This is a genomic window from Lelliottia sp. EB106-05-01-XG201 (assembly GCF_058791735.1).
The window spans coordinates 3,355,516-3,380,735 of the sequence record NZ_JBYTDV010000001.1; the positions used below are offsets into that span (position 1 = coordinate 3,355,516).

The following is a 25,220-nucleotide window of genomic DNA, read 5'->3' on the forward strand; positions in this document are numbered from 1 at the left end:
GTGCTCCCTTAGCGCAGCGGCGTCAGAGAGATAATCTGGAACCCGTCACCCGCTCGCTCGAGCGTAAAGGTGACGCGATCGCCAGGCTTCACCGAGGCGGTATCCGCGCTTTTGGCCAGCACAAACGGCATGGTCATCGCGGGCCACTGCAGCTCAGGGATCGCCTGATGTTGAAGGATGATTTGCGGTGGGGAGATTTCCTGGACTACGCCCTGGCCCTGCCAGTGCTGCGCAGCGGACGGCTCGGTAGCCTGAACGGAAAGAGAAGAAAGGGAAAGCAGTACGCCCGTAAGCGCAGAGACAAAAAATGCACGCATGATAAAACTCCTGTTAATCGTAAATGAAAAAGAAATTCAACGAATTAACAGCGAGTTATTCCCGGAACCGGCAAAACCGAATGGTTGCCGGCGGCCCCGCAGCGGGAGGGGTCAGGGACCATGCCGAATGCGCGACTTCGCTGCAGGACGGCGTGTTTAAGGTGATGGTCATGGTCGCCGGTATTGCGACCAGCTGCGGCTGAGCCGGATCTTTTTGCACCTGATCCGGCACGCAGTGTTTTTCACACAGCGGAGAGATGTTGCTGAGCTGATGATGCTGCGGCGTGTCCATCATATCCATATGCTGGATCATGGCACTTTCACCGCGCGGACTCAGGGAGCAGTCATGAGACGCCACCGCGACCTGGCTCTGGATCAGCAGCCAGCCAAACGCGAACAAAAACATCAGCAGATGTTTTTTCAGAAAGCGCAGGCGGTAGGTCCAGCTGGCATGCATATTCGCGTCATCGGGTGTGAAAAGGTGGTCGAGTATAGGAACAGGGCCTGTTGAAATTAAAGCTATTTTAAAAAGTTTTACGTTCTTTATCTGTTCGCTGATAAAACCCTCTAAATATCACAACAATTAATTATCAATTTAGTGACATATAATAATCATAGCCACGGTCAATACTGTGATGACACAAATGACGCAGTGGTGGCAAAATATCGTCGATGATAGTTCTAGTAGTGGTTTTATTGATTTTAGTCATCAATGACTGCCCATTTATTCGGCACATTTCCACACTTCTTATTTTTTGATTTTCCGTGCTCTCTGGGGAGCGCACGTACAGGGGAAACCATGCTTACCGTAATCGAACTCCTCATTGGAGTTGTCGTCATCGTTGGCGTCGCGCGCTACATCATCAAAGGCTATTCGGCCACCGGGGTATTATTCGTCGGGGGTTTAACCCTGCTGATTATTAGCGCGCTAATGGGCCATCAGGTGTTACCGGCCAGCGAAACCAGCACCGGATATACCGCCACCGATATTGTGGAATATATTAAAATTCTGCTGATGAGCCGCGGTGGCGATCTCGGCATGATGATTATGATGCTGTGTGGTTTCGCCGCTTATATGACCCATATTGGCGCTAACGATATGGTTGTCAAACTGGCATCCAAACCGCTGCAATATATTAATTCCCCGTACATTCTGATGATTGCCGCCTATTTCGTGGCGTGCCTGATGTCGCTGGCAGTCTCCTCCGCCACCGGTCTTGGCGTACTGCTGATGGCGACGCTGTTCCCGGTGATGGTGAACGTTGGGATCAGCCGCGGCGCTGCGGCGGCGATCTGCGCCTCCCCTGCCGCAATTATTCTCTCCCCGACTTCCGGTGACGTGGTGCTGGCTGCGAAAGCCGCCGAAATGCCGCTCATCGACTTTGCCTTTAAAACCACGCTGCCGATCTCCATCGCCGCCATTATCGGCATGGCGGTCGCGCACTATTTCTGGCAGAAGTATCTCGATAAAAAAGAAAATATCAGCCACGAGATGCTGGATGTCAGTGAAATCACCACTACCGCGCCGTCGTTCTACGCCATTCTGCCGTTCACGCCGATCATCGGGGTGCTGATTTTTGACGGTAAATGGGGCCCGCAGCTGCACATCATTACCATCCTGGTGATCTGCATGCTGCTGGCCGCCGTGCTGGAATTCGTGCGCGGCTTTAACACCCAGAAAGTGTTCTCCGGGTTGGAAGTGGCCTATCGCGGCATGGCAGACGCCTTCGCAGGCGTGGTAATGCTGCTGGTCGCGGCGGGCGTGTTTGCTCAGGGCCTGAGCACCATCGGCTTTATCCAGAGCCTGATCTCCATCGCCACCTCATTCGGCTCCGCGAGCATTATTCTGATGCTGGTGCTGGTGATCCTGACCATGCTGGCGGCGATGACCACCGGCTCCGGTAACGCGCCGTTCTATGCCTTCGTCGAGATGATCCCAAAACTGGCGCACTCGTCCGGCATCAACCCGGCTTACCTGTCGATTCCGATGCTGCAGGCTTCCAACCTGGGCCGTACCATCTCCCCGGTCTCCGGCGTGGTGGTCGCGGTTGCGGGTATGGCAAAAATCTCGCCGTTCGAAGTCGTGAAACGCACCTCCGTTCCGGTGCTGGTCGGCCTGGTGATTGTGATTATTGCGACGGAAATCCTGGTGCCGGGTACGGTGGCGCATTAAGTTTTTTCCCTCTCCCTGTGGGAGAGGGTCAGGGTGAGGGCACCAGACCGCAGAGTCGTTTTGTAGGTCGGGTAAGCGCAGCGCCACCCGACATCAAACATCAAACATCACACCGAAGCGTCCACGGGCGCTTTTTGTGCTTTAATAAGTTCCTGGAATTAATTTCCCTTTAATCATCAGGAATACAAATGTTCAGGAAGGATATCGTTCTCCGGTTCAGTGCAACCGCTTTTGCCCTGTGCGCCTTCTCAGCCCATGCCGCCCCGCTTCAGGCTACGCAATACGCCGATTTTGACCGTTACGTTCTGGCGCTTTCCTGGCAAACCGGGTTTTGCCAGAGCATGCACGATCGTGACCGCAACGAGCCTGACGAGTGCCGGCTGCAAAAAGAGAGCCCGAATAAAACGGATTTCCTGACGGTTCACGGTCTGTGGCCGAGCCTGCCGAAATCCATCGCGTCGCGCGGCGTCGATGACCGCCGCTGGATGCGTTTTGGCTGCGCCACCCGCCCGGTTCCTAACATGCCGGAGGCGAGAGCCAGCCGTAAATGCGCCGCCGCCGAAACTGGCCTCTCCTTCGAAGCCGCCGCGAAGCTCAACGGCGTGATGCCGGGCGCGGGCGGCGGATCCTGTCTGGAACGCTACGAATACGCCAAGCACGGCGTCTGCTTCGGGTTCGATCCTGACGCCTATTTTGGCACCATGGTGCGCATGAATCAGGAAGTGAAAAGCAGCGCGCTGGGCAAATTCCTTGCCGATAACTACGGCAAAACCGTGTCTCGCCGCGATTTCGACGACGCGGTCGCCAAAAGCTGGGGCAAAGATTCGGTGAAAGCGGTCAAACTGACCTGCAACAACAACCCGGCATACCTCACCGAAATGCAGATCTCACTCAACGCCGCCACGATCAACGCGCCGCTGACTGCATCGTCATTCGTCCCGCAGCCTCATCCAGGCAACTGCGGTAAGCAGTTTGTGATCGATAAAGTCGGCTACTGATCTTCTGCCGGGCGATCCCTTTACCTGCGCGCATCCGGCCGCACCAGATCAAAGCGGTGCTCATCGCTAATCGAGTAGTAGGCCGAAGGCCCGCCCGCGCGCAGTACCGGGTTGGCCTTCGCGGTCTGATAGATGCCCTCTTCCAGCAACGACGACGCAATATGAATCCCGACGACTTCGCCCAGCACCAGCCAGCTCTCAATCGCTGTTCCGTCTGCGGCGGTCAGTTGAATGCATTGCGACAGTCGGCACTCAAAGTTCACCGGGCTTTCTGCCACCCGCGGCACCTTAACCAGCCTGCTCTCAGCTTTTGTTAGCCCCGCAAACGCAAACTCATCTTCCCCCTGAGGGAGGCTGGCGGAGGTTTCATTCATCGCCTCAGCCAGCTCGCGCGTGGCAAGATTCCAGACAAATTCTTTGGTCTCGACGATATTTCGCACGCTGTCCTTCCAGCCGCTGCTGGCGAAACCAATAATGGGCGGACGATAATTAAAACAGTTGAAGAAGCTGTAGGGCGCCAGATTGGTATGCCCGGCGGCATCCTGCGAGGCAATCCAGCCAATAGGGCGAGGGCCGATAATGGCATTCAGGGGATCGTGCGGCAAACCATGTCCCTGCGAAGGCTGATAAAAGTACATGACGCTCTCCGGTGTATAGTCAGAACCTCATTATGCCGCGCGAACTCGCCCGGTGCAGCGGCAATCCTGAAATCCATCCTGCATAAACTTCATCTGCGCAATGAATGTGACATTGATCACTTCAAAGTTGCGGGCACAGCCAGTATCATCAGAACAGATAAAACCCTCGCTGCCAGACGGCGAGGGTTTTCTTTTGGATTGGTTTCTGCGGTGCACGCAGCATTAACGACATGGAGTAATAAATGTCCAGACCTACAATTATCATTAATGAACTCGACGCAGAACGTATTGATCGCCTTCTGGAAAAACCGCAGTTCGCTTCCCTGCCGGTGGCCGACGCCCTGAATGCTGAGCTGGACCGGGCACAGATGTGTACTCCGGAAACCATGCCGCATGATGTGGTGACGATGAACAGCCAGGTCAAATTCCGCGATCTCACCTCCGGCGAAGAGCGCACGCGTACCCTGGTTTATCCTGCGCAAATGACTGATAGCAGCACGCAGCTTTCGGTTCTCGCACCAGTCGGTGCCGCGCTGCTCGGCCTGCGCACGGGCGATACCATCCACTGGGAATTACCAGGTGGTGCCTCCGCGCATCTGGAAGTGCTGGAACTGCTCTACCAGCCAGAAGCTGCCGGCGATTACCTGCGTTAATCCCATCTGAATAAGCGCCATCATCGCTTTGCCCAGAGGATGCACCTGCATCCTCTTTCCGTAAAATCACCTTAATTTCTTATAGAGACCATAATTATCTTCATCCAGGCTTAATCCGTTTCATCACCTTAAGGACGGACATGAATGAGATAGTGGTCATCTCCCTGATCTATTTCATTTTTCTGGCGATTATCGTCACGGCCGTGCTGTACCTGGAACGCCACTGGTAGCCCTCCCCCCGCCTGAACTGCGCAAAGAAATGTCAAAAAACGCCACGATATGAAAAAGTGTCTGACAGCTATCAGAAACCTCGATTATTTTGTGTTTGAATGATTTCAGCGTTTATAAAGGAGGAGAAACGGATATGTACCAGACAATCATTATGCCCGTTGATGTTTTTGAAATGGAACTGAGCGACAAGGCCGTTCGCCACGCCGAGTTTCTGGCGCAACAGGACGGCATCATTCATCTGCTACACGTTTTACCCGGCTCTGCCAGCCTGAGCCTGCATCGCTTCGCCGCCGACGTGCGCCGCTTTGAAGAGCACCTCCAGCATGAAGCCGAAACGCGGTTACAAACCATGGTCGGCCATTTCACCATCGATCCGTCGCGGATCAAAACCCACGTCCGCTTCGGTAGCGTGCGCGATGCGGTGAACGAAATGGCGAACGAACTGAAAGCCGATGTGGTCGTTATCGGTTCACGCAATCCGTCTATCAGCACCCATCTGCTGGGCTCAAACGCCTCGAGCGTGATTCGCCACACCCACATTCCAGTGATGGTCGTCAGATAACGCCCAAAAGAAAAACCCCGCTCGCGCGGGGTTTTGTCTGGTGCAGGTGCAGTCTTACTTTCTTTTATTATGCTGTTTTGGTGCGAATCAGATAATCAAACGAGCTGAGTGACGCTTTCGCCCCTTCGCCGGTGGCGATGATAATCTGTTTGTACGGCACCGTGGTGCAGTCGCCCGCCGCAAAGATCCCCTTCACGCTGGTTTCGCATTTGGCGTCGATAATGATTTCGCCCATGCGGTTACGCTCAATCGCGCCTTCCAGCCAGGTGGTGTTTGGCAGCAGACCAATCTGGACGAAAATCCCTGACAGCGGCACGCTGTGGACATCGCCGCTCACGCGGTCGCGGTATTCCAGGCCGGTGACTTTGCTGCCGTCGCCTTTCACTTCGGTGGTCTGGGCGTTCAGTACGATATCGACGTTTTTCAGGCTGCGTACTTTATCCTGCAATACCTGATCCGCTTTCATTTCAGGTGCGAATTCCAGCAGGGTCACGTGCTCCACAATCCCCGCCAGATCGATGGCCGCTTCAACGCCGGAGTTACCGCCGCCGATCACCGCCACGCGTTTGCCTTTAAACAGCGGGCCGTCGCAGTGTGGGCAGTAGGTCACGCCTTTGGTGCGATACTGATCTTCGCCCGGAACGTTCATGTTGCGCCATTTCGCGCCGGTGGCAATGATTACGCTGCGCGCTTTCAGCACCGCACCGGAAGCGGTTTCAATCTGGTGTAAGCCGCCTTCCTGCGCCGCCGGAACCAGTTTGCTGGCGCTCTGGCTGTCAATCACATCCACTTCATAATCGCTAACGTGCGCTTTCAGGGCACCCGCCAGTTTTTGACCTTCGGTTTTCGGCACGGAGATGTAGTTTTCGATATCCACGGTGTCGAGCACCTGGCCACCAAAACGCTCGCCCATCAGGCCGGTACGAATGCCTTTGCGTGCGGAGTAAACCGCCGCCGCCGCGCCCGCCGGGCCGGAGCCGACAATCAGCACGTCGTAAACATCGCGTTTGTTCAACTCTTCCGCCGCACGTTTCTCCGCGCCGGTATCAATTTTGGCAACGATTTCGGTCAGCGTCATACGCCCCTGGCCGAACTCCTGACCATTCATGAAGACTGCCGGAACGCCCATCACGTTGCGATCGGTGATTTCGTTCTGGAACACGCCGCCGTCGATGGCCGTGTGTTTGATGCGCGGGTTCAGCACCGACATCAGGTTGAGGGCCTGCACCACGTCCGGGCAGTTGTGGCACGAGAGCGAGTAATAGGTTTCGAACTCAAAGTCGCCGTCGATATTACCGATCTGCTCCAGCAGCGACTGCGCCTCTTTCGACGGGTGACCGCCGGTCCAGAGCAGCGCCAGTACCAGAGAGGTAAATTCGTGGCCCAGCGGAGAGCCCGCAAAGCGCGGCCCCTGGTCAGAGCCTGGGTTGGTAATCAGGAACGACGGCTTGCGCACCGCCAGCGTATTGTCTTCTTTAAAGGTCACTTTCGGTGACAGTTCAGCGATTTCCGCCAGCAGTTCCTTGATTTCTGCCGATTTAGCGCTGTCGTCCAGCGTGGCAATCAACTCAACAGGTTTGGTCAGTTTCTCAAGGTAGGCCTTGAGCTGGGTTTTCATGTTGGTGTCGAGCATCATTAATCTCCTGCTTAAAAAACATCATCATGCAAGCTGCCTTGCGGGCGGCCTGAATGCGGCTTGCATCATGGGGTTTGGAATGAAACGGGTGCGTGGTGCACCCGTTAGATATCGTAATTCACAAGTCTTGTAGGCCGGATAAGCGTAGCGCCATCCGGCTTCAAAGCGCCTGAAGGCTTAAATCTTACCAACCAGGTCCAGGGATGGAGCCAGCGTTGCTTCGCCTTCTTTCCACTTAGCCGGGCACACTTCGCCTGGGTGAGAAGCGACGTACTGAGCGGCTTTGATTTTGCGCAGCAGGTCAGATGCATCACGGCCGATACCTTCAGCGGTAACTTCGATAGCCTGGATAATACCCTGCGGGTCAACAACGAAGGTGGCACGGTCAGCCAGGCCTTCATCTTCACGCATGTTGTCGAAGTTACGGGTCAGGGCGCCAGTCGGGTCGCCGATCATCGCGTATTTGATTTTCGCGATGGTTTCAGAGCTGCCATGCCACGCTTTGTGGGTGAAGTGGGTGTCGGTAGAGACAGAGTAAACGTCCACGCCCAGTTTCTGCAGTTCGTCGTAGTGATCTGCCACGTCGCCCAGTTCGGTCGGGCAAACGAAGGTGAAATCTGCCGGATAGAAGAAGAACACGCTCCAGCGACCTTCGGTATCTTTCTCGGTCACTTCGACGAATTCACCGTTTTTGAACGCCTGGTTTTTGAAAGGTTTAATTTTAGTGTTAATCAAAGACATCTGTACTTCCTCCGTGTTTTCGTTGAGATGTAAGGTAACGAACTTTGGCTGAGGGGGCTAATGCGTTTGCCGTATCAAATCAATCAGTCATACCTTACAAGCCTTTCAAGACAACGTTGTGAATGCCCCAAACGTAAAAAGGCCGCCTCAACGGGCGGCCCTGATACCTGAACTCCCGCGGGGTCATTCAGTGCCAGCCGAAGCTGGCGTTGCGTTGCGCTCTACATAACCTGAGACAGGATGTAACAGCGACCTGATTACACCACCCGCGCAGGCAATGAGCAATCCGCCGCGATGGCATTCGTGTCTATGGCTGCGATAGGTTTGGCCTAACAACACACTCTAAATAGATAAAATACAAAATCATAATAAATTAATAATAACGCATTCATAAAGATTATTATTTAAGTAAAAATATTATTTCCCGGCTATATAATGTATTTTTGGACACGCAAAGACACCGTGCAATATTACACACTTCTCAAAACGGGCTTTGAATCACAGTTTGCCTTGTCCGCCCGGCTCCATTATTATTTGTTAGCAACTTTCTTTTTTACATATTTGAGAATTGCTTTACTATCAGAAGTTAATTTCCGTCAAAATGACTATATGGCCGTGAATAGCCATGCAGGGATTGCTTATGTCTATCTACAAATATCCCCTTCAGTGTAATGTTCTTGAAGCCGCAATAGAGAGAGTCGACTGGGCGCTGGATAACTTAGCGAAGGTTTGCGTCTCTTTTTCCGGGGGAAAAGATTCCACCATCATGCTGCATCTGGTCGCGCAGCAGGCGCGCAAGAAGCAGCGGAAAATAAGCGTGTTATTTATCGACTGGGAGGCGCAATTCTCCTGCACGATAACCCATATCGAACGTATGCGGGCCCAGTATCGCGACGTTATCGAGCAGTTTTATTGGGTCGCGCTTCCGCTCACCACGCAAAACTCCCTCTCCCAGTTCCAGCCCGAGTGGCAATGCTGGGAGCCCGGCACCGACTGGGTCCGCCAGCCCCCGGCGGATGCCATTACCGATCCTAAATATTTTGATTTCTACCAGCAGGGAATGACCTTCGAAGCCTTTGTCAGAGCCTTTTCCGACTGGTTCGCGCAAAAGCGCCCCGCCGCGGTGATGATTGGTATTCGCGCTGATGAATCTTATAACCGCTTCCTGAGTATCGCCAGCGCCCGCAAACAGCGGTTCGCGGACGATAAGCCCTGGACCACCATCGCGCCCGGCGGCCACGCCTGGTATCTCTACCCCATTTATGACTGGAAAACCGCCGATATCTGGACCTGGTTTGCCAAAACCGGCAACTGCTATAACCCCCTGTACAATCTGATGCATCAGGCCGGGGTTCCGCTGCGATATATGCGCATCTGCGAGCCCTTTGGCCCGGAGCAGCGCCAGGGTTTGTGGCTCTATCATGTGCTTGAACCCGAGCGCTGGGCGGCAATGTGCGAACGGGTCAGCGGCGTCAGAAGCGGAGGGATCTACGCAGGCCATGACAACCATTTCTACGGTCATCGGAAAATCCTCAAACCCGATCATCTTTGCTGGCAGGAATATGCGATGTTATTACTCGCGAGCATGCCTGAAACCACGGCTGAACATTATCGCAACAAAATTGCCGTTTATTTGCACTGGTATAAAAAGCACGGCAGCGAGAATATTCCCGACACCCAGACGGGCGATATTGGCTCAAAAGATATTCCCTCCTGGCGACGAATTTGTAAGGTGCTTCTTAATAATGATTATTGGTGTCGGGCGTTATCTTTTAGCCCAAATAAACCTAAGCATTACCAACGCTACAGTGAACGAATGAAAAACAAACGCCAGGAGTGGGGAATTTTATGCAACAACGATTAATTCATGACGTGGAAAACTATCTGCAGTCACTTTCTGGCGAAGAGAAAATTGAAGCCATCAACGCTTTTCGCCAGGCCATTCACGAACTCAGCCCGTTTCGCGAACAACCCGTAGACTGCGTACTGTGGATCAAACAGGAAGAGATCAGCGCCAACGATTACAACCCCAATAACGTGGCCCCGCCGGAGAAACGCCTGCTCAGCAAATCGCTGGAGCTGGATGGGTTTACCCAGCCGATCCTCGTCACCGAAAACTGCGATAACCATTACGAAATTGTCGATGGCTTCCACCGGCATGAAATCGGCACCCATCGCGCGGCCCTGAAGCGCCAGTTACAAGGCTATCTGCCGATCACCTGTCTGCGAAAAGAGCGCCAGGAGAAGTTCGATCGGATGGCCTCGACCATCCGCCACAACCGGGCGCGCGGACGCCATCAAATCAACGCCATGTCGGAGATTGTTCGTGAACTGGTATTGCTGGGCTGGGAGGATAAGAAAATCGGCATGGAGCTGGGGATGGACTGCGATGAAGTGCTGCGTCTGAAGCAAATCAACGGCCTGCTGGAACTCTTTGCAGACCGTCGATATTCAGAAGCCTGGACCGTTAAATAATCACAGGGTATTGAGGCGTTCGGCCGCCGCTAACAGCGTCGATTCCTGCTTCGCAAAACAGAGACGAATCAGTTTATGCGGGAAGGGATCGGCGCAAAATACCGACAGCGGAATGGCGGCCACGCCCACTTCTTTGGTCAGCCACTGGCAAAAACTCACATCGTCCAGAGAGGAGATCGCGCTGTAATCCGCCAGCAGGAAGTAGGTCCCTTCGCACGGCAAGATTTCCAGGCGGCTGCTGCTCAACGCATTCACAAACAGATCCCGCCGCGCACGATAAAACTCCGGTAACTCCCGATAATGCTCCGGTTCGGCGCGCAGCATATCCGCCAGCGCCAGCTGCGCCGGGGTGTTCACCGCAAAAGTCAGATACTGATGGACTTTACGCAGCTCGGCGCTGATGGCCGCAGGTGCGACGCAATAGCCCACCTTCCAGCCGGTCATATGATAGGTTTTACCAAACGACGACACCGCAATGGCGCGCTCGCGCAGCTGCGGATGCGCCAGCACGCTGGCGTGCCCTTCTTCGGCAAAACAGATGTGCTCGTACACTTCATCGCTCAGGACATAGATTTCACGTTCGGCAATCGCCTGCCACAGGGCGGCGAAATCCGCTTTGCGCCAGACGGTCGCCGACGGATTATGCGGCGTGTTGAGGATCACCAGACGGGTTTTGTCGCTCAGCAACGCGGCAAACGCCTGCCAGTCAGGGCGGAAATGCGGCGGCTGGAGCGCCACGCGTTTCACCACTCCGCCAGAGAGTTCAATCGCCGGGGCATAGCTGTCATAGCTCGGGTCGAAGCAGATCACCTCATCGCCGGCTCGCACCAGAGCCGTGATCGCCGCATACAGCGCTTCCGTCGCTCCCGCCGTCACGGTCACTTCCGTGTTGGCGTCGGGCTTGTAGCCATACAGTTCAGCGGTTTTATCGGCGATCGCTTCGCGCAGCGGCTGGGTGCCCGTCATCGGCGCATACTGGTTTGCTCCCTGCGCCACATGGTGCGCCAGACGTTCCTGCAAGTATTTTGGGCCGTCAAAATCAGGGAATCCCTGCGAGAGATTAATCGCCTTGTGCTCCTGCGCTAACGCACTCATCTGAGTAAAGATGGTGGTGCCAAGATTGGGAAGTTTGCTTTGCGGAATCAACGCCTTATTGCTCATTGTGTTGTGCCTGCGTGTAATACTTATGTTGCTGACACTATAACACGATGTTAGTCTTTGGCAATCAAGACGCTTAGACGTCTAAACCATATCAATATTCCTGGCCGACAGAGGGTAAAAGGAAAATGACAGACCACCTGCAACTCACACAGCTCGTCGACGCCTGCCGCTGGATTGGCGCGAAAGGCTGGGCCCCCGCGACTGGCGGAAACATGTCTGTGCGTCAGGACGACGCCCTGTGCTGGCTCAGCGAATCCGGGAAAGACAAAGGCAGCCTGACGACGGACGATTTCCTGCAAGTGGAGATCGCCACCAACCGCGCGCCTTCCGGGCGCAAACCCTCGGCGGAAACGGGGCTGCACACCCTGATTTATCGTCTGTTCCCGCAGGCCAACGCGGTGCTGCACGTCCACACCGTCAACGCCACGGTGCTGTCGCGCCTGACGAAAACAACCGAGTTGCGTATCAGCGGCTTTGAGATGCAAAAATCCCTCAGCGGGCAGACCACCCATCTGGACACGCTCACCATCCCGGTGTTCGACAACGACCAGGATATTGACGCCCTCGCCTCGCGAATCGCCCATTACGCACAGGAAACCCCGCTTAATTATGGTTTTCTTCTGCGCGGTCATGGCTTAACCTGCTGGGGACGTGATGTGGCCGAAGCCCGCCGTCACCTTGAAGGCCTTGAATTCTTATTTGAATGCGAAATGCGTTTACGACAACTGGAGAGATTATGATTCGCGCGATAGTGACGGATATTGAAGGGACGACCAGCGATATTCGTTTTGTTCACAATGTGTTGTTCCCCTATGCGCGTGAACGGCTGGCGGCGTTTGTTACCGCCCAGCAGTACGCCGAGCCGGTGAAATCCATTCTGGACAATCTGCGCGATGAGATCGCCAACCCACACGCCAGCATCAGCGAACTGATCGACACCCTGTTTACCTTTATGGACGAAGACCGGAAATCCACCGCCCTGAAAGCCCTGCAAGGGATCATCTGGCAGGACGGTTACGTCAACGGCGATTTCACCGGCCATCTCTACCCGGATGTGTTGCCCTCGCTTGAAAAATGGAAAGCCCAGGGCATTGATCTCTATGTTTATTCCTCCGGCTCCGTCGCCGCGCAGAAACTGTTATTTGGCTACAGCGACGAAGGTGATATTACTCATCTGTTCAGCGGTTATTTTGATACCCACGTGGGCGCGAAGCGCGAAGTGCAATCTTACGCCAACATTGCCGCGCAGACCGGCGTTGCCCCGTCGCAAATCCTGTTCCTCTCGGATATTCACGAGGAGCTGGACGCCGCTGAGCAGGCAGGTTTTCGCACCCTGCAGCTGATTCGCGGTGATGACGATGGCGCGAGCCACCACCACCAGGTCCATCAATTCGACGAGATCAATCCGGAGCACATTCCTTCATGAGCGCATTGACCATTTTTTCCGACACCGAGACAAGCATTCCGCTGTGGCACAGCACGCAGGCGGACGAGATCGCCGAACAGCTCAACGCCCGCGGCGTGCGTTTCGAGCGCTGGGAAGCTGACCGCGATTTGGGACGCGATCCGGCGCCGGAAACGGTGATCGACGCGTATCAGCATGCGATCGATAAACTGGTGGCAGAGAAAGGCTATCAGAGTTGGGATGTGATCAGCCTGCGCGCGGACAATCCGCAGAAAGAGGCGCTGCGCGCGAAGTTCCTCAACGAACATACTCACGGTGAAGATGAGGTGCGTTTCTTCGTCGAGGGTGCCGGGCTGTTTTGCCTGCACATCGAAGACCAGGTTTATCAGGTGCTGTGCGAGAAAAACGATCTCATCTCCGTCCCCGCCGGAACACCGCACTGGTTTGATATGGGTTCTGAGCCGAACTTTACCGCGATCCGCATTTTCGATAACCCCGAGGGATGGGTCGCGCAGTTTACCGGAAGTGAGATTGCGGATGGGTATCCGCGGCTGGCTTAAAAACATTGTCGGGTGGCGGCTACGCCTTACCCGACCTACACGATCGGTGATTTTTGTAGGCCGGTAAAGCGCCAGCGCCACCCGGCTTTTTTACAGCAGCACACTCCCCTCGTCAGTGCGTAACCATCGCGGTTCTTTCAGCGTATCACTGTAAAACGTCACCAAATCCTGCAACAAATCCCCCGTCACTCTTTCCGCATCTGGCGCAAGCGATCCTCCCATCAGCAGCTGCGTGAGCACCTGACAGTAACGCCCAAGCTGATCCGGTTCCGGTTCAAAGACGGGAACATTCAGAGGTAAATCATCGACCGTCAGGCTTTCGCGCAGATATTCCGGAACCGGGTCGAGCAGCGTGGGTTGCAGCAATGCCAGACAGGCAGAAAGACGTCCGCATAGCGCCATCTTTTGCGCGGGCTCGTCGCACTCCACCAGCGCTTCGACAAAACGTTCGCAGTTGTCCGCGAGTTCGGTGAAATCGGTGCTGTTGTTGAAAGGAAGGGTGATTAAATATTGAGTTGGGTTAAGGGTAGTAGCCATAGGGGCAGCCTCCAGTATGTCGTATTTTACCGCCACCGGAGAGGCTAATCTCACGGGTGGCGGAACCGAGCGGAGTTAGCCTTACCGGCCATACTGGACACCGGCGCGTCTTGCGACGCCCCCGCCCGGCCCACCATTGAGATGTAACCGTTCGCACGACATAGTAAACCAATGTCGCCAGTATGAAACCCAGAAGGCTAATTCCGACGCCTGATTTTGCAGGCGAGGCAAAAAGATACCGCTATGACCATGAATTCACAACGGTCTTTTCCTGAAGCGGCCTCGCAAATCCAGAATGAAAAGCGATGAAACCGATAACCTATCCAGTTGTACATCGGTGGCGTATTTCCCATAAGTAGAAAGAATTCACCACTCTTACAAAATGTTACCTTTCGCCCACAGCATGGACATAAACCACATTGTCTGAGCGGACTCTTTATGTAAGATGAAAGTCCTCATTTACCAGGATTTTTAGAGAGTTAAGTGTTGCTGTAATAATAAACATAAAATAAAGGACTGCTTATGAACATCTGTTTTCCGGCACGGAAAAGCCACGGTGAAAACTATACTGATTTAAACGAAATAATGGACAATATCGGGCGAGAACCACACGGCTCGTGGCTGGCAGGGACCAATAATATGTGGCACGGGGGTATTCATATCACACCCGTTACCGCTCCGGATGCAATACTGACCGCTGATAATGTGGATTCAGCCATTCCCCTTCAGTGCATGGCCGACGGGGAAATTGTCGCCTGCCGTATTAATAAGGACTATATCACCAGTACCTATCTCAGCAAGCCGCTGCAGTATTCCACCACCTTTCTGTTAGTCAAATCGACCTGTAAACCCGACCCACAGCAGGAAAACACCTGGCTTGAGTTTTATTCCCTGTACATGGGACTGGCACCGCTTTCAGCGTATCCGAAACACAAGACGCTAAAAGCGCTTAAAACCGTACTCAGACACCCGGCGGGAAGTTATGAAAGCAGCGCATCTGCAGACGGTGTAGCGAATGTCACTCCGGGTCAGGGTCACCTGAATGAAGGCAGTCGGGTCATCATTCTGAAAGAGGCGCAGTTCCGCAATCATGGTGAGGAACAGCCATTCGGACTGGCGAAATGCCTAAATAATAATGGCGAGACTACAGGTGACACTTTCTGGGTAACGCTGCTGCCAGAGTATATGACGCAGGATGGAGAACAATACGCGGCCCTGCCATTATGGATGTCACATGCAATTGCACAGGGCGAATTTGACTGTGTGGTAAAACCTTCAGCCCCGTTGACCATCAGCGCCGGGGATGCAGTCGGCTTTCTGGCAAAAGATATATGTCCGGTGGGCATGGGAAAAACAGATACCAGCTTTTTTTCGCACATTGAAGTACTGAGCACAGATTCACGTATGCCGGATTTTCTCAGCAATCCTGGCAAAGTGACCACGGGTAAAAAGTATATCCGACTGGGACTTCATAAGCCGCTGTATATCCGGAAGGGCGATACGTTCGAGATAATGGCTGCCATCACTGAACGGGATGGTGGGAAAGTGCTGGAGCTCGATAAATGCAACCCGCAGACCATTGACGGAAGGACGTGGTATCAAATCCGGCCTCATACCTGGATGAGTCCGGACGATGTGGATGAACTACACCAGTTCGACCTGACAGAGAGGGAATTCAGTGCATTTGTCGAGCCATCTACCCGTGATATGCAGGCGTCGTTACGTGAGGGATGGGTGCGTGATGCCTTTATCTGGCTTGCTGAAAGAATTAACCCGAGTAAAGGACTGCAGCAAGCGGCGGTGTCCCGTTTCTACAAAGGAATGCTGGATAAGCTGGATACGAACCATGACGGCGAGCTGAGTGGCCGTGAGCTATTTATGGCGATGCATTACCCTGAAATGGGTGTTCGCAGAGTGGTAGCCCGTATGGCGGTGAAACACGATTCTGAATGGTTTGGCGGCAGCAGCCATCACAGGTGGGAAATGTTTTTCCAGAATTACGATGTCCTGCGTATTAATTACACGAAAAAATGGCTGGATGACTGCGAATGGATGAGCCAAGTGCCGCCGTTTGATAAAGGGGAAGCAGTCTGGCATATGCATCCGGTGGTGTTTCTTGATGCGATAAATTACTCTGCATTAACTCTCGCAGAAGCTAGGGTCAGGGCATTTATGCGAATGATTAGAGTATGCGAGGGTACAACTGGCGAAGAAGGCTATGAGAGATTATTTGGTGGCGAATCCTTTATTAAAGATTACCATAGGACATATGAAACACATCCGCAGATCAAGATAACAAGGACAAATAAGAAAACTGGAAAAACATACATTTCCTCGGCAGCAGGTGCCTATCAAGTAATGGGATATACCTGGGATGACCCTTCTACTACATATTGGAGAAAAAATATAAAATTGTCGATTTTTCACCTGAATATCAAGACTTGCTCTGCGTTGTGATCTTAAAAGAAAAAGTACGAAACAATGCACTAAGTATGATCACTGGCGATAAGATCAAAGAGGCAATAGAAAACAGTTGCAGTTATGAGTGGGCCAGTCTCCCACCAGGCCGACACGGCCAGCCAATAAAATCCATTGACGAATGTTTAGGAGTACACAATACATTTCTCAATGAAGAATTGAATGGAAAGACAGACCTATATATTAACAATGGTTTTTTGAAAGGGTTTTAGTATGAAGATTATTTTATCTGCACTTTTGTTCTGTATTTCTGCTTTTGCGTTCGGTGAGGCAGACATGTCTGGTTATTGGTCTGTGAAATGTGGTGGATTTGGTGGAAACATTCAAATAAACACATCTAATGAAGTAAAGATAAATATAAATGATAATAATTTATTTATATCAGCACATCTGGGGCATGACAAAAATGGAGTTACAGGAATATATTATCAAAACATTATAGAATCTGACAATGACTTAATTGATTGGGAGCATATATCAAGAAACAAACCAATCGCCACTATCTCTTTAAAAGACAATATTTTAGATGTTTCCTGGCATGGTTTATTTGATTCAAAGAAAGGTATTTATGTTTGGGAGAATCAACCTGATTTTGTAGTGGCTACGGGAAATCGGCAGGAAATAAAAATGCAAAGATGTAATTTTAGTTAAGCATTGCCGAAATACCTTAACGACAACGGAGAAGCCACAGGGAACGCCTGATGGTCACGCTGTTACCGGTGAATATATGGGCTGTGTCTTGATCAGAAGGTCTGATCAGGACACAACTCAAGGGAGAGGTGGCATCAACATTCAGCGCTGCAACCCGTTCGCATAAACCACCAGCTGATCCAACACAATTCCCCAGCCTTCATGGAAGCCCATCTTCTCGTGCTGCTCACGGATTTCCGCCGTGGGGTGACGCGCAATGGCGGTATACCGCGTCTGCCCCTCGCCCACATCTTCCAGCAGCAAAATGGCCGTCATGAACGGATGTTCGGCGGGTTTCCAGCCTTCCGTGTAACCATCGGTAAAGACCAGCTTCTTGCCGGGATCAATTTCCAGAAAGACCCCTTTGTTGTCCATCCGTTGGCCGTCCACCTCAAAAACCGTGTTAAAGCGCCCACCTACGCGCAGGTCGAGGTCACACTCGGTCACTTTATGCGGAACAGGAATGAAAAACTGTTTGATGTGCTCGGGCGTTGTCCAGCACAGCCACAGCAGGTCGCGCGGCGCATTCACCACGCGTTCCAGTTTTAAGTCAGTGTCAGGATTAAGCGTCACGATTTGATCCTCTTCAGGGAAGGCCCTTAAAGGATAGCCGGACTCAGGCGAATTTCCCTGCTGCCACCTCGTGCGGCCACACCACGCCCGTATCCAGCACCCACCCGCTGATCAGCGCCGCAGGCGTAACGTCAAACGCCGGGTTGTAGACTTTCGCCTCTTCCGGTGCCCACTGCACCGCACCAAAACTCCCGGCCACCCCCGTGACTTCGCTGGCCGCACGCTGCTCAATCGGGATCGCCTCACCGTTCGGACAATTCGGGTCCAGCGTGGTTTGCGGGGCCGCGACGTAAAACGGAATACCGTGGAATTTCGCCAGCACCGCCAGCGAGTAAGTCCCGATTTTGTTCGCCACATCGCCGTTAGCAGCAATGCGATCCGCCCCGACCCACACCGCATCCACCTGCCCTTTCGCCATCAGGCTGGCGGCCATGGAATCGGTGATCAACTGATACGGCACGCCCAGTTCGCCCAGCTCCCAGGCGGTGAGTCTGCCGCCCTGCAACAGGGGACGCGTTTCATCCACCCAGACATTGGCGATTTTCCCCTGCTGATGCGCCACCGCAATCACCCCCAGCGCGGTGCCGACGCCCGCCGTCGCCAGCCCACCGGTGTTGCAGTGAGTCAGCAAACGACTTCCCGGTTTCACCAGTTCGCTCCCCGCGCGGGCGATGGCGTCGCAGAGCTGTTTGTCCTCCTCAATCAGACGCAGGGCTTCCGCGGTCAGCGCCGGGACAAAATCCTCCTGCCACAGCGCCTGCTTCATGCGGTCAAGATTGTTCATCAGATTCACCGCCGTTGGGCGTGACGCGCGCAGAGTTTCAAGGGCCAGCGCCAGTTCGTCGCGGCTCTTCCCTGACTCGGCCAGCAGCGCCAGCAGCAGGCTGGCAGAGAGCCCGATCAGCGGCGCGCCGCGCACCCGGAGGGCGTGAATGTGGCCGACCAGCGCCTCTACCGTTGAGGCATCCAGCCAGCGTTTCTCCTGCGGAAGCGCCTGTTGGTCGAGAATAAATAGCTGATTATCCGCCACCCGCAGGCTGGTCGTCTGTAATGTCTGCATGTCGTTAATTCTCTGTTGCGTTGTTGTATCACATTGTGTCAGGATAAAATTCAGATGTATAGACGTCTAAATGTCTTTATTACCAGAACTGATGAGGAACAGGCAATGTCGCAATACCGTACCTTTACCGCCCAGGATGCCGTGGACTATGCAAAGCAGTTTGGCGGCCTCGATAACCCATCATCGCTGGTGGAGGCGCAGGAAGTGGGCGACGGCAACCTCAATCTGGTGTTTAAAATTTTCGACGCCGAGGGCGTGAGCCGCATCATCGTCAAGCAGGCGCTGCCCTATGTGCGCTGCGTCGGCGAGTCCTGGCCGCTGACGCTGGATCGCGCCCGTCTTGAAGCGCAGACCCTGGTCGAGCACTATCAGCACAGCCCGCAGCACACGGTAAAAATTCACCACTACGACCCGGAACTGGCGGTGATGGTGATGGAAGATCTCTCCAGCCACAAAATCTGGCGCGGCGAACTGATTAGCGGGGCGTATTACCCGCAGGCTTCACGCCAGCTGGGGGAATATCTGGCCCACACCCTGTTCCACACCAGCGACTTTTACCTGCACCCGCACGCCAAAAAAGCGCAGGTGGCGAAATACATTAATCCGGAGATGTGCGAGATCACCGAAGATCTGTTCTTTAACGATCCGTACCAGATCCACGAGCGCAATAACTATCCGGCTGAACTGGAAGCGGACGTTGCCGCCCTGCGCAATGACGACCGCCTGAAAATCGCCGTCGCGTCCCTCAAGCACCGCTTCTTCTCGCAGGCCGAAGCCCTGCTGCACGGCGACATCCACAGTGGCTCGATTTTTGTCGCACAAGACAGCCTGAAGGCCATTGACGCCGAGTTCGGCTATTACGGCCCGATCGGGTTTGATATCGGCACCGCCATCGGCAATCTGCTGCTGAACTTCTGCGGTCTGCCGGGGCATCTGGGGATCCGTGATGCGGCTGCCGCCCGCGAGCAGCGCCTGACGGATATTCAGGAGCTGTGGAACACTTTTGCCGAACGCTTCCAGGCGCTGGCGCGTGAAAAGACCCGCGATGCCGCCCTGAGCGCGCCCGGCTATGCCTCTGAGTTTCTGAAAAAAGTCTGGACCGATGCGATTGGTTTTTGCGGTACGGAGCTGATTCGTCGCAGCGTAGGGCTGTCGCACGTGGCGGATATCGACACCATTGCCGACGAGGCGATGCGCCACGAATGCCTGCGTCACGCCATTACCCTCGGCAGAGCGTTGATTGTGATCGCCGACCGTATCGACAGCGCCGAAGAGCTGGTGGCGCGGGTGCGTCAGTACAGTTGAATTTGTTGCCGGGTGGCGGCTTCGCCTTACCCGGCCTACAAAACCCGTCCGCTACGCTTACCCCAAATACTCAATCACCGACAATCCGCCGTTGTAATCGGTGCTGTAAATGATCCCCTGCGCATCCACGAACACATCGCATGACTGAATCACCTGCGGGCGATTCGGCCGCGTGTCCATCATTTTTGCCGGCGCGGCGGGCACCAGCGCACCGGTTTCCACCGGGCGGTACGGGTTTGAAATGTCGTACGCGCGCACGCCCGCATTCTGATACGTCGCGAAAATCAGCGTCGAGCTGATAAAACTCCCTGGCCGGTTTTCGTGCAGATTATGCGGCCCGAAGTGCGCCCCTTTTGCCACGTAGTCCGTTTCATCCGGCTGCGGGAAGGTCGAAATACTGACCGGGTTCGACGGCTCGCGGATATCAAACAGCCAGATCAGCTTTTCGCCGTCTTCCTGATTATCAAGCACCGCTTCATCGAGCACCACCAGCAGATCCCGGTCCGGGAGCGGCAGCGCGGTGTGGGTTCCGCCGCCAAACGGCGGGCTCCAGTTGCGATGACTAATCAGCTTCGGCTGGGTTCTGTCCTTCACATCCAGCAGGGTTAAACCGCCGTCGCGCCAGCTGCCGTAGGCGGTATCGCCCGCGATAATGGCGTGATGCAGGGCGTGGCGTTTACCTTCCGGCCAGGTCGGCTCTTCGCCATCAGCCTGATTCATCCCCGGTAACCACCAGCGGCCCGCCACTTCCGGTTTGCGCGGATCGGCCAGATCGATGGTCAGGAAAATGTAGTCGGTAAAGCCGTCGATCAGCGCCGAAACATAGGCCCAGCGCCCGCCGACGTACCAGATGCGGTGAATGCCGATCCCGTCGAGAGACAGGAAGCTGATTTCACGCGGTTTGTCCGGCGTGGAGATATCAAAAATCCGCAGCCCCGCGCTCCAGCCTTTGTCCTGCACGTCGCTGACGGTGTGGCCGACCTGTCGGGTGTAATAGACCTTTTCATCGGCAAAACGGGCGTCGGCAAACAGATCGCGGGCGTTAATGACCAGCAGCAGATCGTCGTGGGTCTGCAGATGCACGTTCCAGGTCCCCGGCGGCGCGGGCACGTAGCCCGCCGCTTTCGGGTTTTTCGGGTCGCGCACGTCGACGATGGAAAAGCCCTGCGACACCATATGGCCGATATAAGCAAAGCCGCGATGCACCATCAGCTGCACGCCATCCGGGCGGCCGCCCTGATCGCTGTGGCCGATCAGGCGCATATTGCGGCTGTAGTCAGGGCGAGGTAATTGAGAGGACATATCCGTTCCTTTTGCCGGATGGCGGCTGCGCCTTATCCGGCCTACGTTTTTTTGTAGGCCCGGTAAGCGCAGCGCCACCGGGCAATGTTACTTGCTCTTGGCTTCGAGAGTCGCAAACCACGGCGCGATAAAATCTTCTGTCTGACCCCAGCCCGGAATGATTTTCCCGAGCGATGCCACATTCACTGCACCCGGCTGGGCCGCCAGCAGCGCCTGCGGGATCGCCGCCGCTTTAAAGTCGTAGGTCGCAGGCGTGGTTTCGCCCGCGATCTTATTGGCGATCAGGCGCACGTTAGTCGCACCAATCAGCTTCGGATCGACCGCCACGCTCACTTTCCACGGGCTGCCGGATTCGCGCATCAGCTGCAGATCCTGATTCGAAATATCGATGCTATAGAGTTTGATCTCGGTGCGACCGTTCTCTTTCAGCGCCTTGTAAGCGCCCTGGCTGAAGGCGTCCCAGGTGCCCCAGATCGCATCGATCTGGCCTTTTGGGTATTTCGCCAGCACTGCCCCAACTTTGTTCGCGGTATCGCCCTGCACGTCAGACGACACCGCGCCAATAGACTCCAGCTCTTTGATGCCCGGATACTGCTTTTGCAGCTCCTGATACGCCGCCTGACGACGCTCCATCGGCGGGAAGCCCGCGACCCACAGCTTGATGATATTAGCTTTGCCGTTGAAATCTTTCGCCAGCTGACCGAAGGAGAGGTTGGTCAGTGAGGCGTCATCCTGCTGGGTGACGGTCACGCCCGGAATTTCACCGTTAACGGCGGTATCGAACACCGCCACTTTGATCCCGGCATCGACCGCTTTTTTCACCAGCGCGGTGGAGTACGGGTCGCGGCCCTGAGAGAGGATGATCCCGTCATACTTCTGGCTGATGGCCTGGTTAACGAAATCCTGGAATTTGGCGTCGTCACCGTTGCTTAAAAAGGTGCTGACTTTGAAGCCGAGCTTTTTCCCTTCCTGAATCGCGCCCGAGACAAACTGCGTGGTGTTGTCGTCGGAGCCGAGGTTGCGGATCACCGCAATACGAATCGGGCCTTCATGGTTGGCAATGGCCGCCGGAACCGGTGCAGGCGTCGCGGCGTAGCCTGGCAATGCCGTCAATAATCCCAGCGCCACTAAAGAGAGTGCGATTTTTTTCATTCTGTTATCCCGTTGTGTTGTTAAGTTTTAACGTTTTTGTATGTAGGTAATCGCCAGCGCCACTGCCAGCACCAGCCCTTTTATAATGTCCATGGCGTAATACGGCACCGAAAGCATCACCAGCCCGTTGGAGAGCACACCTAAAATCACCGCCCCGACCAGCGTCCCCAGCGCGTTAGGCTTGCCGGAACCGGCCAGCGAGAAGCCAATCCACGCCGCGGCCACCGCGTCCATCAGATACCCGCCGCCCGCATTCACCTGCGACGATCCAATGCGTGACGCCAGCAAAATCCCGCCTAAACCGGCCAGCAGAGAGGCGATCACATACGCCGCCACTTTGTAGCGCGTGGTGCGAATGCCGGACAGGCGCGCCGCTTCCGGGTTGCCGCCGATGGCGTACATGCGCCGCCCGTGGGTGGTCAGCGACAGTCCCAGCTGCGCCAGTACCGTCACCACCAGCATGATGATCACGATGGTCGGCACCTGGCCGAGCAGGCCGAACGCCGCCGGAATAGTTCCTTCGGCCATGTCGCCGCTCGGCAGCACCATGTTTTCGGTAATGGAGCCACCGTAGCTGTAGGTCATCGCCACGCCCTGAATGACAAACAGACTGGCGAGGGTCGCCAGCATGTCCGGAATGCGCAGAATGACAATCAGGAAAGCGTTAAACAGCCCGACCAGCGTACAGAGCGCGAGGGTGATCAGAATCGACTCGGTCGTCCCAAAGCCATGCCAGACGAAGAGCGAAATCACCAGCGCATTTGCCAGCGACGCCGTTGAACCGACGGAGAGATCGAACCCGCCGACGGTCAGCGAGATCGACACCCCAATCGCAATCACCGTCACAATGGCGATCGATCGCAGGATATTGATGATGTTGAACGGGTCGAGGAAGTTGTCCGACGCGATGCCAAAAATCGCCACCAGCGCGACCACGGTCAGCAACATGCCCCATTTGTAGAGAAAATCGAAAAACTGCTGACGGCCCGACGCCGTCGCATTCACTGAAAGGGCCTTGCTCACGACGCCGTACCTCCGGTTGAATAATAAAGTAATGTCTCTTCGCGGGCCTCAGCCCCGGCGATTTCCGCCACGATCTTCCCGTCCCACAGCACGCAGATGCGGTCGCACAACCCCACCAGCTCAGCGAATTCGCCCGAGGCATAGATCACCCCTTTGCCTTCGCGCGCCAGACCGTCGATCAGCTGGAACAGATCGGTTTTGGCCTTCACGTCCACGCCCTTGGTCGGCTCGTCAAAAATCAGCACGCTGGCGTTACCGCGCAGCCATTTGCCAATCGCCACTTTCTGCTGATTCCCGCCCGACAGACGGCGCAAAACCTGCCCTGGCCCACGCGCCCGCACGCCGACACGGGCAATCACTTCCTCGGCCCAGCGCCACGCCTGACGATGACCAAACAGGCTCCAGCGCGAGAAGCTGTTATCCGCGCTGACGGCCAGATTCATGCTCACCGGCTCGTCGATAAAAATCCCCTCTTTGCGCCGCTCTTCCGGCACCAGCGCCAGCCCGCGCAGCACCGAATCCGCCGGATCGCGCGGTTTCCATGCCTGATGATTTAATTCTCCGCTGTCGACGCGGCTTTTCGAGGCGCCAAACAGCGCCTTGCACAGCTCGGTTTTTCCCGCTCCGGCAAGCCCTGCGATACCCAGAATTTCGCCTTTGCGCAGATGCAGGGAGATATCTTTCAGCAGTGCTTCGTCGTGCAGTCCTTCCACGCGCAGCAGGGTTTCGTCGCTGTGCGGCGGCCTCGCTGGCGGGTAGATATCGCTCAGCTCGTGGCCGAGCATCTTCTCGACGATGGCTTCGCCCGAGAGCGACGCCATTGGGCCGGACTCAATCAGCTTGCCGTCGCGCAGCACCGTCAGGGTGTCGCAGATGGCTTTCAGCTCATGAATGCGATGGGAGATAAACACCACCCCGATGCCCTGCTGTTGCAGGCGCTTGACCACCGCGAACAGGCGCTCGCTTTCGTGGGCGTCCAGCGGCGCGGTAGGTTCATCGAGGATCAGAAAACGGCAGTGGTGCGACAGGGCCCGCGCCAGCAGAATTTGCTGCTTTTCGGCGAGGGTGCAGCTATCGATGGAACGGCGCACGTTGAGGGAAACATCCAGCTGCGCCAGGGCCTGCTGCGCCTGCTCGCGAATGGCGCGCCAGCGGTAGCGATGACCCGGCTGCGCCAGATTATCGAGCATGATGTTTTCGGCGATGCTTAACCCCGGGATCAGCGCCACGTCCACTTCCTGCTGCACCAGGTGAATCCCCAGCTGTTTGGCATCCAGCGGCTCGCGGATGCCCACCGGCTGATTGTTAATACTGATTTCACCCTCGTAGTGGTCATGCGTACCGCAGAGCACCGCCATCAGCGTTGATTTTCCCGCCCCGTTGGCCCCCGTCAGCGCATGGACGGATCCGCCCGTCAGGGTGAAATCCACACGTGACAGCGCCTGAAAGCCGGAAAAGGCCAGGCTGATACCGCGCATCTCAAGGCGACTGGAACCCATCCGCTGTCATTCCTTCTCATTTAATATTTTGATTTATGGAATTTTTCACAG

General features: G+C 55.1%; 27 protein-coding genes. 14 read left to right on the plus strand and 13 right to left on the minus strand.

Translation table 11 applies throughout. The annotated features are described in order from the left end of the window. Positions 1-8: 8 nt before the first annotated feature. Both AC3WS9_RS15770 and AC3WS9_RS15775 read right to left on the minus strand, forming a co-directional pair. A complete protein-coding gene (locus AC3WS9_RS15770) occupies positions 9-317 on the minus strand; it encodes a copper-binding protein (protein ID WP_282493803.1) in 309 nt (102 codons plus the stop codon). A gap of 55 nt (positions 318-372) precedes the next feature. After that, a complete protein-coding gene (locus AC3WS9_RS15775) occupies positions 373-774 on the minus strand; it encodes a hypothetical protein (protein ID WP_282493804.1) in 402 nt (133 codons plus the stop codon). 342 nt (positions 775-1,116) lie between these two features. On the opposite strand from AC3WS9_RS15775, the gene dcuC reads away from it, so the two are divergent. Beyond that, positions 1,117-2,490 (plus strand): anaerobic C4-dicarboxylate transporter DcuC, encoded by a 1,374-nt coding sequence (gene dcuC, locus AC3WS9_RS15780; protein ID WP_282493805.1) that lies wholly within the window; start codon positions 1,117-1,119, stop codon positions 2,488-2,490. Positions 2,491-2,678: 188 nt separating this feature from the next. Further along, the gene (gene rna, locus AC3WS9_RS15785; protein WP_492489226.1) at positions 2,679-3,488 is read left to right on the plus strand and encodes a ribonuclease I; all 810 of its coding nucleotides are present in this window, start codon (positions 2,679-2,681) and stop codon (positions 3,486-3,488) included. 20 nt (positions 3,489-3,508) lie between these two features. Here the strand turns inward: rna and AC3WS9_RS15790 are convergent, their stop codons facing one another. Further along, a complete protein-coding gene (locus tag AC3WS9_RS15790) occupies positions 3,509-4,126 on the minus strand; it encodes a flavin reductase family protein (protein WP_285146643.1) in 618 nt (205 codons plus the stop codon). 242 nt (positions 4,127-4,368) lie between these two features. Between AC3WS9_RS15790 and rnk the strand changes: the two genes are divergently transcribed. The 3 genes from rnk (at position 4,369) to uspG (ending at position 5,572) form a co-directional block, all read left to right on the plus strand. After that, on the plus strand, positions 4,369-4,779 hold the full coding sequence (gene rnk / locus AC3WS9_RS15795; protein WP_282493808.1) for a nucleoside diphosphate kinase regulator: 411 nt from the start codon (positions 4,369-4,371) through the stop codon (positions 4,777-4,779). 140 nt (positions 4,780-4,919) lie between these two features. Next, positions 4,920-5,009, plus strand: a complete 90-nt coding sequence (yldA, locus tag AC3WS9_RS15800) for a small membrane protein YldA (RefSeq protein WP_276329564.1) — start codon at positions 4,920-4,922, stop codon at positions 5,007-5,009. A gap of 134 nt (positions 5,010-5,143) precedes the next feature. Beyond that, the gene (gene uspG / locus AC3WS9_RS15805; RefSeq protein WP_282493809.1) at positions 5,144-5,572 is read left to right on the plus strand and encodes a universal stress protein UspG; all 429 of its coding nucleotides are present in this window, start codon (positions 5,144-5,146) and stop codon (positions 5,570-5,572) included. Between the two features lie 67 nt (positions 5,573-5,639). On the opposite strand, the gene ahpF is transcribed toward uspG, so the two are convergent. Together ahpF and ahpC are read right to left on the minus strand one after the other, a co-directional pair. After that, on the minus strand, positions 5,640-7,205 hold the full coding sequence (ahpF, locus tag AC3WS9_RS15810) for an alkyl hydroperoxide reductase subunit F (protein ID WP_282493810.1): 1,566 nt from the start codon (positions 7,203-7,205) through the stop codon (positions 5,640-5,642). Between the two features lie 180 nt (positions 7,206-7,385). Next, positions 7,386-7,949: an alkyl hydroperoxide reductase subunit C gene (ahpC, locus tag AC3WS9_RS15815; RefSeq protein ID WP_100777247.1), complete on the minus strand. Its 564-nt coding sequence runs from the start codon at positions 7,947-7,949 to the stop codon at positions 7,386-7,388. 640 nt (positions 7,950-8,589) lie between these two features. Here ahpC and AC3WS9_RS15820 point away from each other — a divergent pair. Together AC3WS9_RS15820 and AC3WS9_RS15825 are read left to right on the plus strand one after the other, a co-directional pair. Then, the gene (locus AC3WS9_RS15820) at positions 8,590-9,813 is read left to right on the plus strand and encodes a phosphoadenosine phosphosulfate reductase (RefSeq protein WP_492489230.1); all 1,224 of its coding nucleotides are present in this window, start codon (positions 8,590-8,592) and stop codon (positions 9,811-9,813) included. Then, a complete protein-coding gene (locus AC3WS9_RS15825) occupies positions 9,798-10,424 on the plus strand; it encodes an IbrB-like domain-containing protein (protein WP_282493812.1) in 627 nt (208 codons plus the stop codon). Before AC3WS9_RS15820 ends, AC3WS9_RS15825 begins: the two co-directional genes overlap by 16 nt. On the opposite strand, the gene AC3WS9_RS15830 is transcribed toward AC3WS9_RS15825, so the two are convergent. Further along, on the minus strand, positions 10,425-11,585 hold the full coding sequence (locus AC3WS9_RS15830) for a pyridoxal phosphate-dependent aminotransferase (protein ID WP_492489232.1): 1,161 nt from the start codon (positions 11,583-11,585) through the stop codon (positions 10,425-10,427). Between the two features lie 125 nt (positions 11,586-11,710). On the opposite strand from AC3WS9_RS15830, the gene AC3WS9_RS15835 reads away from it, so the two are divergent. The 3 genes from AC3WS9_RS15835 to AC3WS9_RS15845 are packed head-to-tail and all read left to right on the plus strand — an operon-like array spanning position 11,711 to position 13,550. Next, positions 11,711-12,325 (plus strand): methylthioribulose 1-phosphate dehydratase, encoded by a 615-nt coding sequence (locus AC3WS9_RS15835; protein ID WP_285148720.1) that lies wholly within the window; start codon positions 11,711-11,713, stop codon positions 12,323-12,325. Further along, positions 12,322-13,011: an acireductone synthase gene (gene mtnC / locus AC3WS9_RS15840; RefSeq protein WP_285146647.1), complete on the plus strand. Its 690-nt coding sequence runs from the start codon at positions 12,322-12,324 to the stop codon at positions 13,009-13,011. Before AC3WS9_RS15835 ends, mtnC begins: the two co-directional genes overlap by 4 nt. Next, positions 13,008-13,550 carry a 1,2-dihydroxy-3-keto-5-methylthiopentene dioxygenase gene (locus AC3WS9_RS15845; RefSeq protein WP_492489235.1) on the plus strand — a complete coding sequence of 181 codons (543 nt, stop codon included), beginning with the start codon at positions 13,008-13,010 and terminating at the stop codon, positions 13,548-13,550. The genes mtnC and AC3WS9_RS15845 overlap by 4 nt, the downstream gene beginning before the upstream one ends. 90 nt (positions 13,551-13,640) lie before the next feature. Here the strand turns inward: AC3WS9_RS15845 and AC3WS9_RS15850 are convergent, their stop codons facing one another. Further along, entirely contained in the window at positions 13,641-14,087 is a 447-nt protein-coding gene (locus AC3WS9_RS15850) for a hypothetical protein (protein WP_492489237.1), read from the minus strand. Positions 14,088-14,609: 522 nt separating this feature from the next. Here AC3WS9_RS15850 and AC3WS9_RS15855 point away from each other — a divergent pair. The 3 genes from AC3WS9_RS15855 to AC3WS9_RS15865 are packed head-to-tail and all read left to right on the plus strand — an operon-like array spanning position 14,610 to position 17,216. Beyond that, entirely contained in the window at positions 14,610-16,544 is a 1,935-nt protein-coding gene (locus AC3WS9_RS15855; RefSeq protein ID WP_492489238.1) for a hypothetical protein, read from the plus strand. Then, entirely contained in the window at positions 16,529-16,777 is a 249-nt protein-coding gene (locus tag AC3WS9_RS15860) for a hypothetical protein (RefSeq protein ID WP_492489240.1), read from the plus strand. The genes AC3WS9_RS15855 and AC3WS9_RS15860 overlap by 16 nt, the downstream gene beginning before the upstream one ends. A gap of 1 nt (position 16,778) precedes the next feature. After that, positions 16,779-17,216, plus strand: coding sequence for a hypothetical protein (locus tag AC3WS9_RS15865; protein WP_492489242.1), 438 nt, complete (start codon positions 16,779-16,781; stop codon positions 17,214-17,216). A gap of 141 nt (positions 17,217-17,357) precedes the next feature. Here the strand turns inward: AC3WS9_RS15865 and AC3WS9_RS15870 are convergent, their stop codons facing one another. Further along, the gene (locus AC3WS9_RS15870) at positions 17,358-17,828 is read right to left on the minus strand and encodes an SRPBCC family protein (protein WP_492489244.1); all 471 of its coding nucleotides are present in this window, start codon (positions 17,826-17,828) and stop codon (positions 17,358-17,360) included. Positions 17,829-17,871: 43 nt separating this feature from the next. Beyond that, positions 17,872-18,888, minus strand: a complete 1,017-nt coding sequence (mtnA, locus tag AC3WS9_RS15875; RefSeq protein ID WP_285153481.1) for an S-methyl-5-thioribose-1-phosphate isomerase — start codon at positions 18,886-18,888, stop codon at positions 17,872-17,874. 105 nt (positions 18,889-18,993) lie between these two features. On the opposite strand from mtnA, the gene mtnK reads away from it, so the two are divergent. After that, complete coding sequence (gene mtnK, locus AC3WS9_RS15880) at positions 18,994-20,193, plus strand: S-methyl-5-thioribose kinase (protein WP_492489246.1); 1,200 nt, start codon at positions 18,994-18,996, stop codon at positions 20,191-20,193. 57 nt (positions 20,194-20,250) lie between these two features. Here the strand turns inward: mtnK and AC3WS9_RS15885 are convergent, their stop codons facing one another. The 4 genes from AC3WS9_RS15885 to AC3WS9_RS15900 form a co-directional block, all read right to left on the minus strand. After that, positions 20,251-21,495 (minus strand): LVIVD repeat-containing protein, encoded by a 1,245-nt coding sequence (locus AC3WS9_RS15885; RefSeq protein ID WP_492489247.1) that lies wholly within the window; start codon positions 21,493-21,495, stop codon positions 20,251-20,253. Positions 21,496-21,582: 87 nt separating this feature from the next. After that, on the minus strand, positions 21,583-22,647 hold the full coding sequence (locus AC3WS9_RS15890; protein ID WP_095281178.1) for a sugar ABC transporter substrate-binding protein: 1,065 nt from the start codon (positions 22,645-22,647) through the stop codon (positions 21,583-21,585). A gap of 27 nt (positions 22,648-22,674) precedes the next feature. Next, entirely contained in the window at positions 22,675-23,670 is a 996-nt protein-coding gene (locus AC3WS9_RS15895; protein ID WP_102104200.1) for an ABC transporter permease, read from the minus strand. Then, positions 23,667-25,169, minus strand: a complete 1,503-nt coding sequence (locus AC3WS9_RS15900; RefSeq protein WP_492489249.1) for a sugar ABC transporter ATP-binding protein — start codon at positions 25,167-25,169, stop codon at positions 23,667-23,669. Before AC3WS9_RS15900 ends, AC3WS9_RS15895 begins: the two co-directional genes overlap by 4 nt. Between the last annotated feature and the right edge of the window lie 51 nt (positions 25,170-25,220).